Raw genomic sequence first — 15,375 nt, forward strand, 5'->3', positions numbered from 1 at the left:
ATTATAGTGCTACAGGCTCATTTTACTATATCAAGTCTTTAAGACTCTATTTTGTTGTATTAGAACTCGTTTTATCGGCTGCTAGTGGTTGTTCTGCTAGAACAACTTGAGGTTCATCGTAAGTATAGCTTAATTGATGATTATAGGCTAATTTAAAATAATTGGCTAATCCTTTATTTGTACAGTAGATGTAGCAACCTTTTTGGCCGCGTGTCATTAATGTACGGTATGTATTTTTTACAATTTCATTTGCAATACGATGTCCTTCTTCAGGGTTTTCTTTTAAAAGTTTTTTGATACCTTTGATAGACTGATCTGTTTTAGCACGTTTATTAATATCTACGATGAGTTTGCCATTTTCATAACGTAAATCATCACCGATAATCACACCTACATACTCAAACTCAAGGCCTTGAGTGGTATGAATACAGCCGGCTTCATTAATAGAGTCTGGATCTATTGCATATGTAGTAGAATTTTCCAAGTTCCAGCTGATTCCAAAATTATGTTCCGGTATTTGGATATCTTTTACAAGAGAAGCTGTTCGACCTTCCTTCGGCCAATCCCAACAATAGCCTGCTAAGACTCGAGACTTATTGTTTATCTTATTTTTTGTTTTTATCGCAGCATACATAGCATTAGGATCATCAAAAATCCTAAAGTCATAATCACCTTCAAAACCATCATAGTTTGCTGTTTCAGCAATTTGAAGAACGTTGTCTAACCAAGCTAAATAGCCGTCAGAACCATTACAACGGAATTGAGATTCTAGTGCGCCTTCATAAATAAGAGCTTTTTGTTCAGTACTAAACTTTAATATTTTATCGATGGTACCTGCATCTTTAAAAGTAACACGTTGATTCCGATCAATAAAGAAGACACTAAAGAGGGAGGCATTAATAATTTCTTTGATTTGGTCTTCCCCTTCATTTTGGTACATTCCAGATTTTTCACGTAATCTATGTGCTTCATCAACAATTGCAATTTGAAGTGCATTTTTAGAACGTGTATGGAATGTACCACTACTTTGAAATAATGCTTTAATCTCTGTTTTCTTAAATCCTTTTTGTAACATGGTACTATATACATTTCGTGGTGCTGCATTAGATGTAATATACTGCGCCATATATCCATTATGGATACATTCAGCTAATAAGTTTATTGCTACAACACTTTTACCAGTGCCGGGACCGCCACGAACAATATATACCGTTTTTTGATTGTTCTTAATAGCATCTAGGGCAGCTTTCTTTATTCGTTCGAACTCAACCTTTTGGTCATCAATAAGAACAAATTCTTTATTGCCCTTCAACATACTTAGAATCGAATCCTGAAGAGCTTTAGATGGTTTGAGCCTACCATGCTCGATAGATTCCATGATATTTGTTGTGTCAGGTTTTGGGATATAGGTCTTGATAAAGTTACGTAAGTTATTCATCTGACCTAATGTAAACATAGGGGATATGTCTAATATAGCACTATAGATTGGATCTCGTAATTCAGTTGAGATACTTTCATCAAAGTTATGTAAAAATGCACATGGATGTAACTCAATAGGTCTCGTCTGTACATCTTCATTAAAGTTTTCAATGAGGCTACAGTAGGACCAGGCTTGGTAGGATGGGTGTGTGACCTCACGAAGTCCGCCTCTAAGATAGGTAGATACAATATTATCCTTATCTTCTACTTTGAAAGCTTCGCCCCATTGTTTTAATTCAACGATAATAACGTGTTCTTTATTATTCTGATCAAGGCCGGTAATAATAAAATCGACACGCTTTTGGGTATTCGGAACGATATATTCAATGGCAACACCGGCCAAGTCCGGGATTGCTATATCACGCATGACATTAGCCATATAGGATAATGAAGTCTGCCATGAATGAATTTCAGATTCGCCAACACGACGATATTTTTCTGTTAATGTTTGATGTAATTTTTTGACCAAGACACCTTGTTCGAAATCTTGGATGAAAGCTTGTTTTGTGGAAGAGTAGATAATCATATATTTATCCTAACTAAAAATGAAGGAAATTTCATGAAGTTTATTGAATAATATTATTATAACATTCTTGTTAGTAAAATTTAGGGAAAGAAAGTTATTTATTATAACTTTAAAATGTTAGTATTAATTTTTAGGAGGAAAGATGTGTATAGGTAAACTTGAATCTGTTGATGTACGGAAATTATGGGCACATGAACAATATGATTTCTCAGTATGGCTTGCAAAAGAAGAAAATTTATCAATTTTAGGGGAAGAGTTAGGTATATCTTTTACTGATGTTAAAACAGAGCAGTTTATTGGATCTTATCGATGTGATATAGTTGCTAAAGATGATAATAATAAAGATGAAATTGTCATTATTGAAAATCAATTAGAACGTTCTGATCATGACCATTTAGGAAAAATTATTACTTATGCGTCTGGTTTAAATGCATCTACTATTATTTGGATTGTTACACATGCATGTCCTGAACATAAGAGTGCTATAGAATGGTTGAATAATAACACAATAAGTGATATTAATTTTTTTTTAATTGAGTTAAAGGCATATTGTATTGGTGAGTCTTTACCAGCCCCTAAATTTGAAATTGCAGAAATGCCTAATGATTTTGTAAAGAATGCAAATACAAAGTCTAGTGATAAAACACTAAATCGTTCACAAGCGGCACGTTATGATTTTTGGACACGTTTTATTGAATATAGTTCTATTCAATCTTCAATACTTAAAAATAGAAAAGCAAGTACTAGGGATAAGATGTTCATATCTCTTGGTACAAACAAAATTCGTATAGAGATTAAACTTACTGATAAAGATCATTGTATTAGAATAGTCTTATGTATTCGTGATAATAAAGATTTATATCGTTTACTTGAAAGTTTTAAGAATGATATTGAAAATGAGGTGGGACATACTTTAGACTGGCGAAATTCTGATGGCTTTAAAAAAGCAGAAATTGTTTATGAAATACCTGGCTTAGATTTTGATGATGATAGTAATTATAATGATTTAATGCGAGATACATTGGAAAATATAGTTCAACTAAAGGCTATTTATATTAAATATTTAAAGAAAACAGGGATTATGTAATTTACCTAATTGTAAAATGAAACTGAAAATTATTTAGAGCTACTATTAATTTCTTCTAAAAATACTTCTTGTAGTGTTTTGTAATGTTAAATTTTATGTGGCAAGTTATTATATTAGTGCAGGGAATGTCGGAGTGTATGTTCTGAGACACTTTCTATTTGTTTCTCTTTTGGAATAAAGCGTCAACATAAACCGTATGTTTTCCGTTAGAGTCTTGCTTCCAAGCTAAATAGGGCATTGCAAAACAGATAAGTAGTATGTCGTCTTCATAATTAAATATATCTGCAAATTTTAAACCATTATTAGCGGTTATCGTCTTATCTAACAATTCTAGCTCCATATTTTCTTAAATGTACTTAACCATATTTCCTTTACATCACTAGAACATGAAGAAGCACAGCGTAAAACTATATATAGTCTGCTTGTTCGTTCTATTAAAGAAGTCAATATATAGTCTGTTTTATTTTTTTCTCCACGAACAGTGGCTATTTCCCAATGAACAATCTTTTTTCGAATTTCAATCGTAGTATCACTAAGTTCTATTGATTTTCTTAGCTCATGTTTATACTTGTTTAAAACGGACTTTTTTATTGAGCGACTATTACTAAAGGTAGATCAATAGCTTTTACCCCAAGTAGAGCTAGATAAAGATAATTATATAAAGTTTTAGTATAAACTATTTCATTATGTGAAAATATACACTTACGTTTAGTATATCCGTCAGCAGTATCAAAAGATCAATGTTCTTTATATACTTTCTCTTCAACCTAAGGTATGAAGGTCTCTATGGAGCCTAACTTTGTAGTATTAAATTAGCCAAGGCTTTGTTGTTCATATATTAATTTTTCGGAGTTTGCTAAATATACAAGGCGAGCTTTACCTTGTCGAATTTGAATAATAGATCCATATTTTAACTCTGTATAAATAGTAGTTCTAGAGCGACTTAATATGATTACAATATTTGTAACAGAATCACCAGCGGGGATTTTTTACATAAAATTTATTCTTTAAGGTTTAAGCGTTTGTACGTAATGTCGTTTCTTGATTAATATAGCCCATACTGATTACCTCGGTTAAATTATATTTAATTATTTAAATCATACACAAGGGTCACTATGGATTTTTAGTTGTTTAATTCATTCTACAATTAAGCGAAATCTGTTAATATTAATAATAACAGTATTAGCTTTTCAAAAAGAATCGTATGTTACTAAATTAAATCTTTTGTACTATTAATATTCATTAAATAGTTAAACGAGTAAAATAATATTGTAAGTTTATATGTGTGAATATATAATGAAATAGAAAGCAGTTATAATAAAGATGCCTAATATTTTAGGTGTCTATTTAATTATAATATGTGAGATAAATTTCTTAGTTTGTTATAACTTTAATTATATTTTAATAAAAATAGGATGACTATATATGAAAATTGTTGATTTATTTTCTGGAGTAGGTGGGTTAACTTTTGGATTTTATTATCGGAAAAGAGGAAATCAATTTGTTAGAAATCGTAAAAATCAATTTATATTTGCTAATGAATTTTCTGATAGTGCAGCTCGTGCATTTAAAAGCAATTTTCCTGATATACCGATGATACATGAGGATATATCAAATATTGATAAAAAATATTTGGATACTTATGGATTAATAGATGATATTGATTTAGTTTTGGGAGGACCTCCATGTCAATCCTTTAGTATGGTTGGAAAACGTCAATACGATAAACGTGCAAAAATGTATAAAGAATATATAAGGTTGTTAAGTATTTTAAAACCTAAAATGTTTATATTTGAAAATGTTGTAGGGCTATTAACTATGAAAAATGATAGAGGAAATCCTGTTATAAATGATATTATGAAGATGTTTCAAAATATTCCTAAAAATAAGGATTTGGGTTATCGTATTGAACAAAAAACTTTGAATTCTCAAAATTATGGGGTTCCTCAAAGTAGAGAGAGGGTTTTTCTTATTGGTATTAGAAACGATTTAGATAATCGTTATTGGCGTTTTCCAGTAGAAACTCATGGGAATAATGGAAAACATTATTTGACTGTTAAAGACGCTATATCGGATTTACCTCATTTAGAAGCTGGTGAAAGTTGTACTGAATATTCTATACCAGCACAATCAAATTATCAGATTTTAATGCGAGGAAATAATATATGTTTAATGGATCATTGTGCTGGAATTAATGGTGAAAAAATTAACACGGTAATTAAAAATATTGAACAAGGACAAGGTAAAGAGGATTTTAATAAATTAGTTGAAACAGGTATTCTTGATGAAAAATACTATTTAACATCAGGATATAAGAATACTTATGCAAGGTTATGGTGGGATAGACCAGCAACAACTTTAACTAATAGCTTTGGAACACCGTCTTCATTGAGATGTATACATCCACAGGAAGATAGAGCTCTATCAACACGTGAAGGCGCAAGAATTCAGTCCTTTCCAGATTGGTTTGTTTTTTTGGGGAATAAGTATGAGCGTAATTCTCAGATTGGTAATGCTGTTCCACCATTATTAGCATTAGCATTATCTAAGTCTGTGGATGAATGTTTTAAAAAATGGGAGCAGAATAATGAACAGGGATAAGTTTACATTTTCTTTTGGTTGGTTGGCATTAAAACTTTTGGGAAAGAGTTTATATTCAAATGCATGGAGTGCAATATCTGAACTAGTAGCAAATGGATTTGATGCCGGAGCAAGAAATATTTATATTTTTTTTGATATTTGTGATAAGAAGAATGCAGTTATTGAAATTTTTGATGATGGAAGTGGAATGGGGAGAGAAGATTTATCTTCCTCTTATGTAAAAGTTGGATATAATAAACGATTAAAAAACAATAAGGGAATAGAAGATAGCTATTTAGTAATGGGGCGTAAGGGTATTGGTAAATTAGCTGCTTTATATTTATCAGAAAATTATTATCTAATTACAAAAACTACAAATGGTAAAAATATTCAGCTACAAATGGTATACAATGAGAATAAAAAAAATGAAAATGAACCACCTTATTTATCCATTTGTAAGGATAAAATAAACTTGTCATGTTATGATAAATGGTCAACATTTAAATCAGGAACTTATTTACAAATGAATAATGTTGATTTAACTGGTTTGGGAGAAATTGCGTTTGAATCATTAGCAAAGAAATTATCTAACTTTTTTGCATTAGACTCTATGGCAGATAGAAAAATAAATCTATGTGTAAGAGAAAAACAAAGTGATAAAATAGTATTTAAGGAAATTAAAAAATCTATAGCTTTTAAGAATATGGCATTTTTACTATATAATCATAATAAATTCAAAAAGATTGCTGACCAATTAGCTGGACATAAGGTTTTATTTCCCATGAATCAAGAAAGAGAATATAAACATGATATTGAAATTCAAAAGTTTGAGGATCTTGAGAGTATAAACTATAAAGGAACTATAGAATATAAGACCTCTAGTGGTGAGTATATAAGCAAAAAGTATGAGTTGCGTGGCTGGATAGGTTTACACAGTACTATAGATTTAAAACAAGCTAAAAAAAATGATGATGTATTTTCACGTAATAAGTACTATAACCCTATTCAATTGAGGTTATATATTAGAAATAAATTGGCAACGGATAATTTTTTATCATACTTAAATAATACTCAGGCTTTTATTAATTATATTGAGGGTGAAATCCATTTTGATATATTAGATGATGATGATTTGCCAGATATTACAACGTCAAATAGACAAAATGTAGATGAACATGATGAGCGTGTAAAAATTCTAGCTGATATAGTTAATAAGTATATTGATTATTTAATAAAAAAAAGAATAAAGCTGAATAATTTAATAAAAAATGAAGAAACATCAATTGCAAAAAAAGGTAAAGAACGATTTACAAAGGAGTTTAAAGAAGAATTAGAAAAGTATACTTATTTAGATGCTAAAGTTAAAGATGAATTATCTTTGGTAGTGAGTAATAAAATTAAAGGTGATATATCAGTAAAAGATAACTATATGGTATTTATATCTCATGCAAGAAAAGATAAAATATTTACAGATTTTATATATAATTTATTGTTGAAACAAGGTGTAAATGATAATGAGATATTTTATACATCAAAGGATGAAGATTCTAGTAGCTATAATAATATAGATCCTTTAGCAAAACAGATTAAAGACAATATTATTAATAAAAATGTATTATTATTATATTTGACGAGTTCCAATTATAAAAAGAGTGAATATTGTTTGTTTGAAGGCGGCGCAGGTTGGGCAACTAGAAGTGTTGGAGACTATATTTTATTATCATTAACGTATAATGAGATTCCTAAGTTTTTAACAAATGGGAAGTTAGAATATTTACTTGAAGAAAATAAGTCCGTTTCACTTAATAGGAAAAATTATACAAATATTGTGGATATATTAAATAAAATTATACAGCATTTAAATTCTGGTAGGAGGAGTGAAGATTTGATTGATTTATTTCCTAAAGCAGAAATACCTTCTGATATAGAACTTGCTGAATCTGAAAAAAAGATTGAAGAATATATGGATTCCGAAATAATAAAGCATTGGAATTTTTATATTGGTGATAAAATAGAAGAGTATTTAAAGAATAAATATTTAAATAATGCTGAATAAATTTTTAGTGTGAGAATCATAATCTTTTTATAAGCGTTGTATTATTTTTTTAGTATGATTAGTCATATAATCGATATTAATCTTTTAGGTATTGATTCTTCAACTCCTGATAATGCGTATTAGCAAGTGCTTTATACGACTAATTCAATAAAGAATATATATGATGTAGACCAGCGTAATTGAGATAGCGTCGCTTACGACTAAAGAACATATATAAACAAATTCGTTCAAATAGTATAAGTGATGACGATATTACATATTTAGATAGGACATATATGTTGCTAAACAACGTCAATTAAAGAGGGATACTGTCGTTAATTTACATAATATTGTTGGAGGTATATTCTTAACACTACTATTTGCTGTACTGATAAAAGAAGCACTAGATAATATGTTTAATTCAAAAGTTTATTATTTTGTTGAATCTTCAATTATTGCTAATTATGTATTACCATCAATTTATTCACTTCAAAATTTAGATGATTATAGCAAGGTTGAGAGACATATAAAGCATATTCCTTTAGGGTGCCTAAAACAGCTGTAAAAGCTACGAGGTTAAATGAAAAACTAGATGGTGTAACTTTTACAATTGATAAAGATATAAATCAACAAGGTATATTGATGTTTATTACTTATGATGAAAACCATAAGTATGTAAACACAATTCAATACCCATTAGACAATGGTTCATATAGTAAAACTCAGTTACGTAAATTAATTACTGATGTAAAATTATCATCTACTGGTAACCTGTATGAAGGCGATGTTGGGTTTATCTAGTTAAATCTATTTATAAATGAAATAAGGAACGAAATACCTAGATTTCTTTCCCTGTTTTAATATGATATACTTTATATCAAAGTGAGGCATAAATGGTTTGGTCGCCAGGCTTCGCTTCTAGAATTTAATGTTGAAGAAACGGTCTGATATCATGTCAGGCCGTTTCTTCATGTTTAAATGGAGTTATTAGTTGTGTAACTCTCGTTTGCCGTATAATTTTAGGACTGTAGCAATAATTGTATTTATTACAAACAGAACGGCAAAGCATTTTAAAGCAGTAGTATAGCCATATCCTGTTTCGTGAAAGTATGACACGAGCATAGGCCCAGCGATGCCTGCTAATCCCCAAGCAGTTAGAATACGGCCGTGAATAGTGGAGAGCTGGCGTATACCGTAGAGATCCGCAAGATATGCTGGCATACAGGAGAAACCGCCGCCATAGCAAGTGATAATGAGAAGGATTAAAATTTGAAATGTTAGCGCGCTATTGGTTTGGGCAAGTAAATAGAATGCGACGATTTCTATAATAAAGAATAGTATGTAAGTTTGTGCTCGTCCAAGGTAATCGGAAATAGTAGACCATGCAATACGCCCCCCGCCATTGAAGATACCGATGATACCAACTAACGATGCAGCTGCTGTAGGTGTCATACCAATGGTTTCTTGTGCCATAGGGGACGCTAAGGATAGGAGGCCTATACCACAGGTAATATTAATAAAGAATACCCACCAAAGGGCACTGAATTGCCAAGTTTTCATGGCATCATTGGCTAGCATGCCATGGTTATGAACGTACATGGTGGATTTATCTTTCGTAGGTCGAGTTGGATGTTTTGGTTGAGGTGCTTTTAAATAGAGCGAAGAGGCGCCCATAATTACGAGATAGATTACACCGAGGATAATGAAAGTATCCACCAATCCAACCTGAGCTACGAAGTATTGCATAAGAGGCCCTGCAATGAGAGAAGCAAACCCAAAACCCATAATAGCTAAACCAGTAGCAAATTCTGGGCGATTTGGAAAGTATTTCACGAGTGTAGAAACTGGTGTTATATAACCAATGCCTAGTCCAATGCCACCGATGATGCCGTAGAAGAGATAGAGTAAGGTAAGATTGTGTATGCTAAGTGCATAGGCCGTACCCAATAATCCGGTTACCCAGAATAACATAGCGAGAAGTCCACTTTTCTTAGGACCAATTTTTTCTGCAAAGGATCCAAGAAAGCCCGCAGATAGTCCGAGCATTAAAATGGCTAATGAGAATGTCCATGTTGTTTGCGATAAAGTAAAACCCATATCTGCCATAATAGGACGTGTGAGTACACTCCACGCATATACACTACCAATGGATATGTGCAAACCAATGGCTGCCAATGCAATAAACCAACGATTTCTCATAAGAAAACTCCTTTCATATAGGTGAGATATTCAGATATAGATAAAGAAGCATTTGTTACGAGAAGGCAATAAAAAAGACCATCTGAACAAAAGCTTGCCCAGACGGTCGGCTATCACACGATGTGTGCTACTGTGCATGTAGTTAATTCTACGTATCCGTCAGCCCAGTAGGAATATATTACAAATATAGCAATTGAAAGGACATCTTGTCGGTGATATAAGTCACTATCGTATGCACTATGAGGATTTATAAAAGAAAACAAGGAAAGAAATCCTTAGATTCCTTTCCTTATTTAAATATGATATAATTTATATCAAAGTGAGGCATAAATGGTTTCGACGCCAGACTTCGCTTCTAGATTTATTGAATTGAAGAAACGGTCTGACTTCTATGTCGGGCCTTTTTTCATACCACGATTAGAAAGCTAGCTTTCAGCTAGAGGTCAATCACTTTGCTGCCATGATAATGGTCGCTACAAGTATGCCAAAGGAAATCATGAGTGATAACACTTTGAATGTACTCATATTGATCACCGCCAATCTCTAGAAGATTAGCAAAGGCTGGACCCATTTAGAGGCCTCAAGTTCAATATAGTGTTGTGAATAATAAAAGTAAATAGATTAGAGGTTCCTAATAGTCACCTAGGTGACCAATAGGAACCTCTTTCGTTTTGTAATTACTATCATAAAAACGAATTAACTATGTTACAATACAATTAATATTAGTGTTTAGTGGGGGAGATATTTATGAAACGTTGTATTACATTACTAAGTTTAGGTTTGTGTTTAGCGGCACCAATGCTTTCAAACGCTAACGATATTAGACCTCTAATACATGTTACGAATATACATAATGGTCAATATGATGAGGGTTTAGATGCTATTACAGAAACCAAGTTTTTTGGTCCGTATCAGTTCCGTGTATTGAAGGGCTCTGTGGAGACTAAAGGGGAAACTAAAGATATAGATGGCAGAGCCTTTAGAACCTCTGATGGTGTCTTCATGCATGTGAAGGCTAGATCTATCGATAATACAAGTATTTCTTTAGATAAAGAGATTGAAAAAATTGTTAAAGATAGAACGGTTCCTGAACCTACTGCAAAGATGGTATTGCCTATTAAGTATGATGTAACAGAGGTCGATAATGATGGTGTGCGTAGTTTACTAGCCGAATTTATGTATGGCTGGCCATTACATAATAGGACGGATATGGTATTAGTTACTGATTATGAAGACACTCGTTACTATTATAAGTTGCAGTTTTATAGAGACAAGTTACCAAATGGTGTTCGCATTGAGCAGTTGCGCCAGATGATTATGGATGCGCAGTTTAGTTATAAATAAGGTGTTTTTGATCAGACTTCCATATTTGTGTATCCTAATGTATTTAGTCAGTCTGTAATATTTAGCTGAACGGGTATAGTAAAAGTAAATTAAAAAGAGGTTCTTATGAGTCAACTTGTGACCATCAGGAACCTCTTTTGTTGCGCAAGAGTTTATATAGTTTTCAAACTATTATAATATGCTTTTACCTAAAGGAAATTATTATTTATTTAAGCTTTCAACAATGCTTACAATATCGGCTGCTTTTCGGGCAATATGTGTGACGCCTAGTTCTTGATGGAGAGATTCCTCTCTAAAGCCCCATGTAACACCGATGCAAAGTAGGACGGAGTTTTCTGCAGTAGCTACGTCAACTTCAGAGTCACCTACATAAATAGATTCATTCGGTGTAGAGTTTAGTTCTTTTAAGGCTTGTAGTACCATATCTGGTGCTGGTTTACGTTGTAATCCTGGTCTTTCACCAATGGCAACAGGTAAACGATCGCCAAAGTACTCTTTATTGAGCGGTGTTACACCTTCTTGGATTTTGTTGGATACGATGGCTAATTTATAACCTTGTTCACGCAATACATCAAGCATATCTAGGATGCCTGGGTAAGGCGCTGTTGTGTCTTTTAAATGCTCACTATAGTAAGCTTTGAACTCATTGATATATGGCTCTAATTCATGATCAGCTACTGTACTTGGGAGACACTGACGCATTAAATAGGTTACTGCATTACCCAGAGCTGCTTTTACCTCTGCTAGCGATTTTTCAGGGAAGTTATGTGTACGTAGTACATGATTTACAGCATTGGCTAAATCTGTAGCTGTATTGAGCAATGTGCCGTCGCAATCAAAAATGATGGTAGTATATTTCATAGGGGCCTCCGATATTAAATCAATATGTACTTTTTAAGTATATGATAAATATGTAGAAAATCAAGAGAATAGACCTATTAGTTATTATAATTGTGTTACAATAATAGAAGTAATAAGTACAGTGTATAGGAGGCGTAGTATGACTGAAATACAAGCTCTTTTATTGATAAAATCCATCCTTGAATCCGCAGATATTCACGGTATTGAACATATTTTGAGTGAAGATTGTGAGTACATGTCTACAGGCCGTGGCATCATTGGGCGAAATCGTAATGAAACGGTTGAGTTTTTGTCTTCTATGACTGAGTCCATCAAGGCTGATAATGTTCCTGTTACCTGTAGGGTCATGCATATTACTGATGTGTACGAGGAGGATGCGCTGTTCCACGAGGGGCGTCATGGTTTAACTGTTTCTTATGAAAGCGACGATAATTACGTGTACATGATTTTTGTAGATGTAAATGATGAGGGCCTTGTAGACCGTATCGTTTCTAGTCAGGAGAACTACAGTATTGAGTATGACGATCTTCGCTTTGGTGATGATGAAAGTGAGTATTCTTTTATAACGCCGCTAACAACTGTGAAAGACTGGATTACAGCCCTCAGCATATGGTTAGAAACAGCCAATGTTGATGTTGATGATTTCTATCAATATATAGATGAAGACACACGTGTTGTGTTCCAAAAGGGTGATGCTGAATCTATTACCCTTGAAAGCGGTCTTGATGTAGAGGATTATTTTGATCAATTAATGAACCAACACTTTGATGCGGTGCCTCATATCATTCGAGATGAAGAAGATGGATTAATTTTAACCTACGGCCCTATGAGTGCCATTGCAACCCTCAATGAAGAGGGAGCATTAGCTCTTATCAGTATCTATATCGACACCCGTGATGAAGACGAAGCAACGGATGAGATTGGCTATATCGAAGAGGACTTAACGAAGGAAACTATAATTGAAGAGGATCTATATTAGTCGATACTACTCATTTGATATATTTAATCTAATTAGAATTAATAGATAAAATAAAAACTACCAGTTAAACATATATCTTTTAAACAGATCTTCTACTATGGAAGGAGAAGCTACTAGATATTATGAATAACTGGTAGTTTTTTGTATTATTTACATTTCGTCATGGTCTTTAATAAGCCCAGCTTTTTTCTTTTTCCAATAGGAATAGTAGAACGGCAAGATTACGATACAGCCGCCTAGACCCCATAGTAATTGGTTGGTTTGTGCTTGTGCAAGCATCCAGAGGGATGTGCCAATGGCGATGACTGGGATTAAGTAGCCACCAGGGATTGTGTAGGAACGAGCTTTGTCTGCCCATTTACGACGGAAGATAATAACAGCCAAACACGTTGGTAGATATTGTGTAAAACGAGATACCGCACTAATAGCTGCTAGTGTTGTAAAGGAACCGGACCATGCAAGTAATACACTGGCAATGGCAGTAACGATAGCTGCTATATATGGTGCATTATAACGATTACGTTTTGCCAAAGCACTTGGTAGCATACCATCTTCCGCCATAGATGTTGCCACACGAGGCGCATAGTAAGCTTCAGCAAAGTTGATACCGCCCATAGAGATTAAGGTACCTACTAATACGATATACATGCCAATAGGACCAACGATCACATTGAATGCATCTTGTACTGGAGCTTTAGTATTTGCTAAATCTGTACCAAGTACACCAATGGATACGGCAAGGATTGCCATATATAGAACCGATACGAGAAGCATACACATGATAATCGCACGTGGTAAATTCTTTTTAGGATTTTTCATATCCTCTGCAGCAATGGCAATAACTTCAAACCCTGTATAGGCAAAGAATAGAAGAACTGCAGCTTGGGCAAATGATCCATCTACATAGATGTCTTGAGGGAAGACTGGTGTAAAGTTAGCTCCATTTATAAAGAAAATACCAATTGCAATAAATAGGGCAAGAGGGACTAGCTTAGATATAGTGATTAAGTTGTTAACGAATTTGGATACATTAACACCAAATATATTTACAATGGTAAGACCTACAATTAAGATAAATGAAATGACATCCTTTGCAAAATCACCACTTAAAGCTGGTACTGCAGCACCTAATGCTGTAGCAAAGCCAACGGCCATAGCCGCCCATGCAATAACGGTTACGATCCATTTTAGAACGCCCACTTCAAAGGCCCAGAAATCACCTAAAGCATGTTTTGCATATAGATAAGGGCCTCCATTACGTGTGAATAGGCTAGCTGCCTCTGCAAAGCAAAGGGCGATACAACCTGCAATAACGGCGTCAAATAAGAGGACGCCTAAACTAGCGGAACCAATTATAGAATATGCTTTGTTTGGTAGTAGGAAGATACCTGTTCCTACAATACCATTTATTCCTAGGAGTACAATACTCCAAAAGCCAAATTTTCCTGTTTCTTTCATGATACAATCTTCCTACTATTTAGTTATATTTTCTTGAGTTGCTTTTACGAATGCAGTAAATAAACGCTTTGCATTTTCGTCATTTGTAGACATCATTTCCGGGTGGAATTGACAGGCGACTAACCAAGGATAGGATGGATCCTCTAAACCTTCTACGGTACCATCCTTAGCTCTTGCTACAACTTGTAATCCTTTACCGACATTTTTAACTGTTTGGTGATGATGGGAGTTCGTAATCCAAGTGTTACAACCTATAGCACCAGCCAGTTTTGATTTGGACTCAATATCTACCGTATGGGTACCAAGAGAAGGCGTTTGATTCTGAGAGTGTTTTATTGTACAGTTTTGATCATATTTTAAATCTTGGAATAAAGAGCCTCCACGATATACGTTTAAGATTTGTAAGCCACGACAGATACAAAAGATAGGAATTTGTTTTTCTTCTGCTGCTTTGATTAAAGCAAAGTCGAATTGATCGCGCTCTGGAAATACATCGCCAAGACCTTGTAAAGGTTCTTCTCCATAGTGGAGAGGGTATACATCATGGCCGCCGGATAATAGTAAGCCATCAAGCTTTGCTACCGTTTCACGAGCTACATCAAGATTTTTGGTAAACGGAATTATAACAGGGATGCCACCAGTTTCCTCAATAGAACGAGGATAATCTTGGTTTACGTAAGAACGTAACAAATCTACGTAAGGACCACCATTATCTCGTAAGATATTGCCGGATATGCCAATAAATGGTTTCGTCATAATATCACCTCATATGTGTAAAAATCTGTATAATCTTATGTTAGTGTATCAGATTTTCAGGGATAAAAACA

At 33.5% G+C, this 15,375-nt stretch carries 11 protein-coding genes and 1 riboswitch; of the genes, 5 read left to right on the plus strand and 6 right to left on the minus strand.

The annotated features are described in order from the left end of the window. Nucleotides 1–46: 46 nt before the first annotated feature. Entirely contained in the window at nt 47–2,005 is a 1,959-nt protein-coding gene (locus ACMKPP_RS05980) for a DUF2075 domain-containing protein (protein ID WP_278606707.1), read from the minus strand. A 142-nt stretch (nt 2,006–2,147) separates the two neighbouring features. Between ACMKPP_RS05980 and ACMKPP_RS05985 the strand changes: the two genes are divergently transcribed. From ACMKPP_RS05985 to ACMKPP_RS05995, 3 genes are all read left to right on the plus strand, one after another. Next, nucleotides 2,148–3,092 carry a DUF4268 domain-containing protein gene (locus ACMKPP_RS05985; RefSeq protein WP_418369455.1) on the plus strand — a complete coding sequence of 315 codons (945 nt, stop codon included), beginning with the start codon at nt 2,148–2,150 and terminating at the stop codon, nt 3,090–3,092. 1,425 nt (nt 3,093–4,517) lie between these two features. Beyond that, entirely contained in the window at nt 4,518–5,693 is a 1,176-nt protein-coding gene (locus ACMKPP_RS05990; protein ID WP_278606633.1) for a DNA cytosine methyltransferase, read from the plus strand. Beyond that, nucleotides 5,680–7,728: an ATP-binding protein gene (locus ACMKPP_RS05995; protein ID WP_278606632.1), complete on the plus strand. Its 2,049-nt coding sequence runs from the start codon at nt 5,680–5,682 to the stop codon at nt 7,726–7,728. Before ACMKPP_RS05990 ends, ACMKPP_RS05995 begins: the two co-directional genes overlap by 14 nt. 966 nt (nt 7,729–8,694) lie before the next feature. Here the strand turns inward: ACMKPP_RS05995 and ACMKPP_RS06000 are convergent. Next, entirely contained in the window at nt 8,695–9,906 is a 1,212-nt protein-coding gene (locus tag ACMKPP_RS06000) for an L-lactate MFS transporter (protein ID WP_413085287.1), read from the minus strand. An 89-nt stretch (nt 9,907–9,995) separates the two neighbouring features. Further along, a riboswitch (ZMP/ZTP riboswitch) is annotated at nt 9,996–10,083 on the minus strand. A gap of 259 nt (nt 10,084–10,342) precedes the next feature. After that, nucleotides 10,343–10,477, minus strand: coding sequence for a hypothetical protein (locus ACMKPP_RS09815; RefSeq protein ID WP_256195453.1), 135 nt, complete (start codon nt 10,475–10,477; stop codon nt 10,343–10,345). 176 nt (nt 10,478–10,653) lie between these two features. Between ACMKPP_RS09815 and ACMKPP_RS06010 the strand changes: the two genes are divergently transcribed. Continuing rightward, nucleotides 10,654–11,250 carry a hypothetical protein gene (locus ACMKPP_RS06010; RefSeq protein ID WP_021148297.1) on the plus strand — a complete coding sequence of 199 codons (597 nt, stop codon included), beginning with the start codon at nt 10,654–10,656 and terminating at the stop codon, nt 11,248–11,250. Nucleotides 11,251–11,451: 201 nt separating this feature from the next. On the opposite strand, the gene ACMKPP_RS06015 is transcribed toward ACMKPP_RS06010, so the two are convergent. Continuing rightward, nucleotides 11,452–12,111: an HAD family hydrolase gene (locus ACMKPP_RS06015; RefSeq protein ID WP_413085288.1), complete on the minus strand. Its 660-nt coding sequence runs from the start codon at nt 12,109–12,111 to the stop codon at nt 11,452–11,454. Between the two features lie 139 nt (nt 12,112–12,250). On the opposite strand from ACMKPP_RS06015, the gene ACMKPP_RS06020 reads away from it, so the two are divergent. Beyond that, the gene (locus ACMKPP_RS06020; RefSeq protein WP_215675529.1) at nt 12,251–13,090 is read left to right on the plus strand and encodes a hypothetical protein; all 840 of its coding nucleotides are present in this window, start codon (nt 12,251–12,253) and stop codon (nt 13,088–13,090) included. A 150-nt stretch (nt 13,091–13,240) separates the two neighbouring features. On the opposite strand, the gene ACMKPP_RS06025 is transcribed toward ACMKPP_RS06020, so the two are convergent. Further along, nucleotides 13,241–14,548: an APC family permease gene (locus tag ACMKPP_RS06025; RefSeq protein WP_215675531.1), complete on the minus strand. Its 1,308-nt coding sequence runs from the start codon at nt 14,546–14,548 to the stop codon at nt 13,241–13,243. A gap of 15 nt (nt 14,549–14,563) precedes the next feature. After that, nucleotides 14,564–15,304: a gamma-glutamyl-gamma-aminobutyrate hydrolase family protein gene (locus ACMKPP_RS06030; protein WP_215675533.1), complete on the minus strand. Its 741-nt coding sequence runs from the start codon at nt 15,302–15,304 to the stop codon at nt 14,564–14,566. Nucleotides 15,305–15,375: the final 71 nt, after the last annotated feature.

Source organism: Veillonella parvula (assembly GCF_048309325.1).
GTDB classification, from domain to species: domain Bacteria; phylum Bacillota; class Negativicutes; order Veillonellales; family Veillonellaceae; genus Veillonella; species Veillonella parvula_T.

Excerpts from the sequence above, each read along its gene's own strand:
- ACMKPP_RS06030 (WP_215675533.1), bottom strand. The coding sequence starts at position 15,304 with ATGACGAAACCATTTATTGGCATATCCGGCAATATCTTACGAGATAAT.
- ACMKPP_RS09815 (WP_256195453.1), bottom strand. The coding sequence starts at position 10,477 with ATGGGTCCAGCCTTTGCTAATCTTCTAGAGATTGGCGGTGATCAATAT.
- ACMKPP_RS05985 (WP_418369455.1), top strand. The coding sequence starts at position 2,148 with ATGTGTATAGGTAAACTTGAATCTGTTGATGTACGGAAATTATGGGCA.
- ACMKPP_RS06015 (WP_413085288.1), bottom strand. The coding sequence starts at position 12,111 with ATGAAATATACTACCATCATTTTTGATTGCGACGGCACATTGCTCAAT.
- ACMKPP_RS05980 (WP_278606707.1), bottom strand. The coding sequence starts at position 2,005 with ATGATTATCTACTCTTCCACAAAACAAGCTTTCATCCAAGATTTCGAA.
- ACMKPP_RS06010 (WP_021148297.1), top strand. The coding sequence starts at position 10,654 with ATGAAACGTTGTATTACATTACTAAGTTTAGGTTTGTGTTTAGCGGCA.
- ACMKPP_RS05990 (WP_278606633.1), top strand. The coding sequence starts at position 4,518 with ATGAAAATTGTTGATTTATTTTCTGGAGTAGGTGGGTTAACTTTTGGA.
- ACMKPP_RS06025 (WP_215675531.1), bottom strand. The coding sequence starts at position 14,548 with ATGAAAGAAACAGGAAAATTTGGCTTTTGGAGTATTGTACTCCTAGGA.
- ACMKPP_RS06000 (WP_413085287.1), bottom strand. The coding sequence starts at position 9,906 with ATGAGAAATCGTTGGTTTATTGCATTGGCAGCCATTGGTTTGCACATA.
- ACMKPP_RS05995 (WP_278606632.1), top strand. The coding sequence starts at position 5,680 with ATGAACAGGGATAAGTTTACATTTTCTTTTGGTTGGTTGGCATTAAAA.
- ACMKPP_RS06020 (WP_215675529.1), top strand. The coding sequence starts at position 12,251 with ATGACTGAAATACAAGCTCTTTTATTGATAAAATCCATCCTTGAATCC.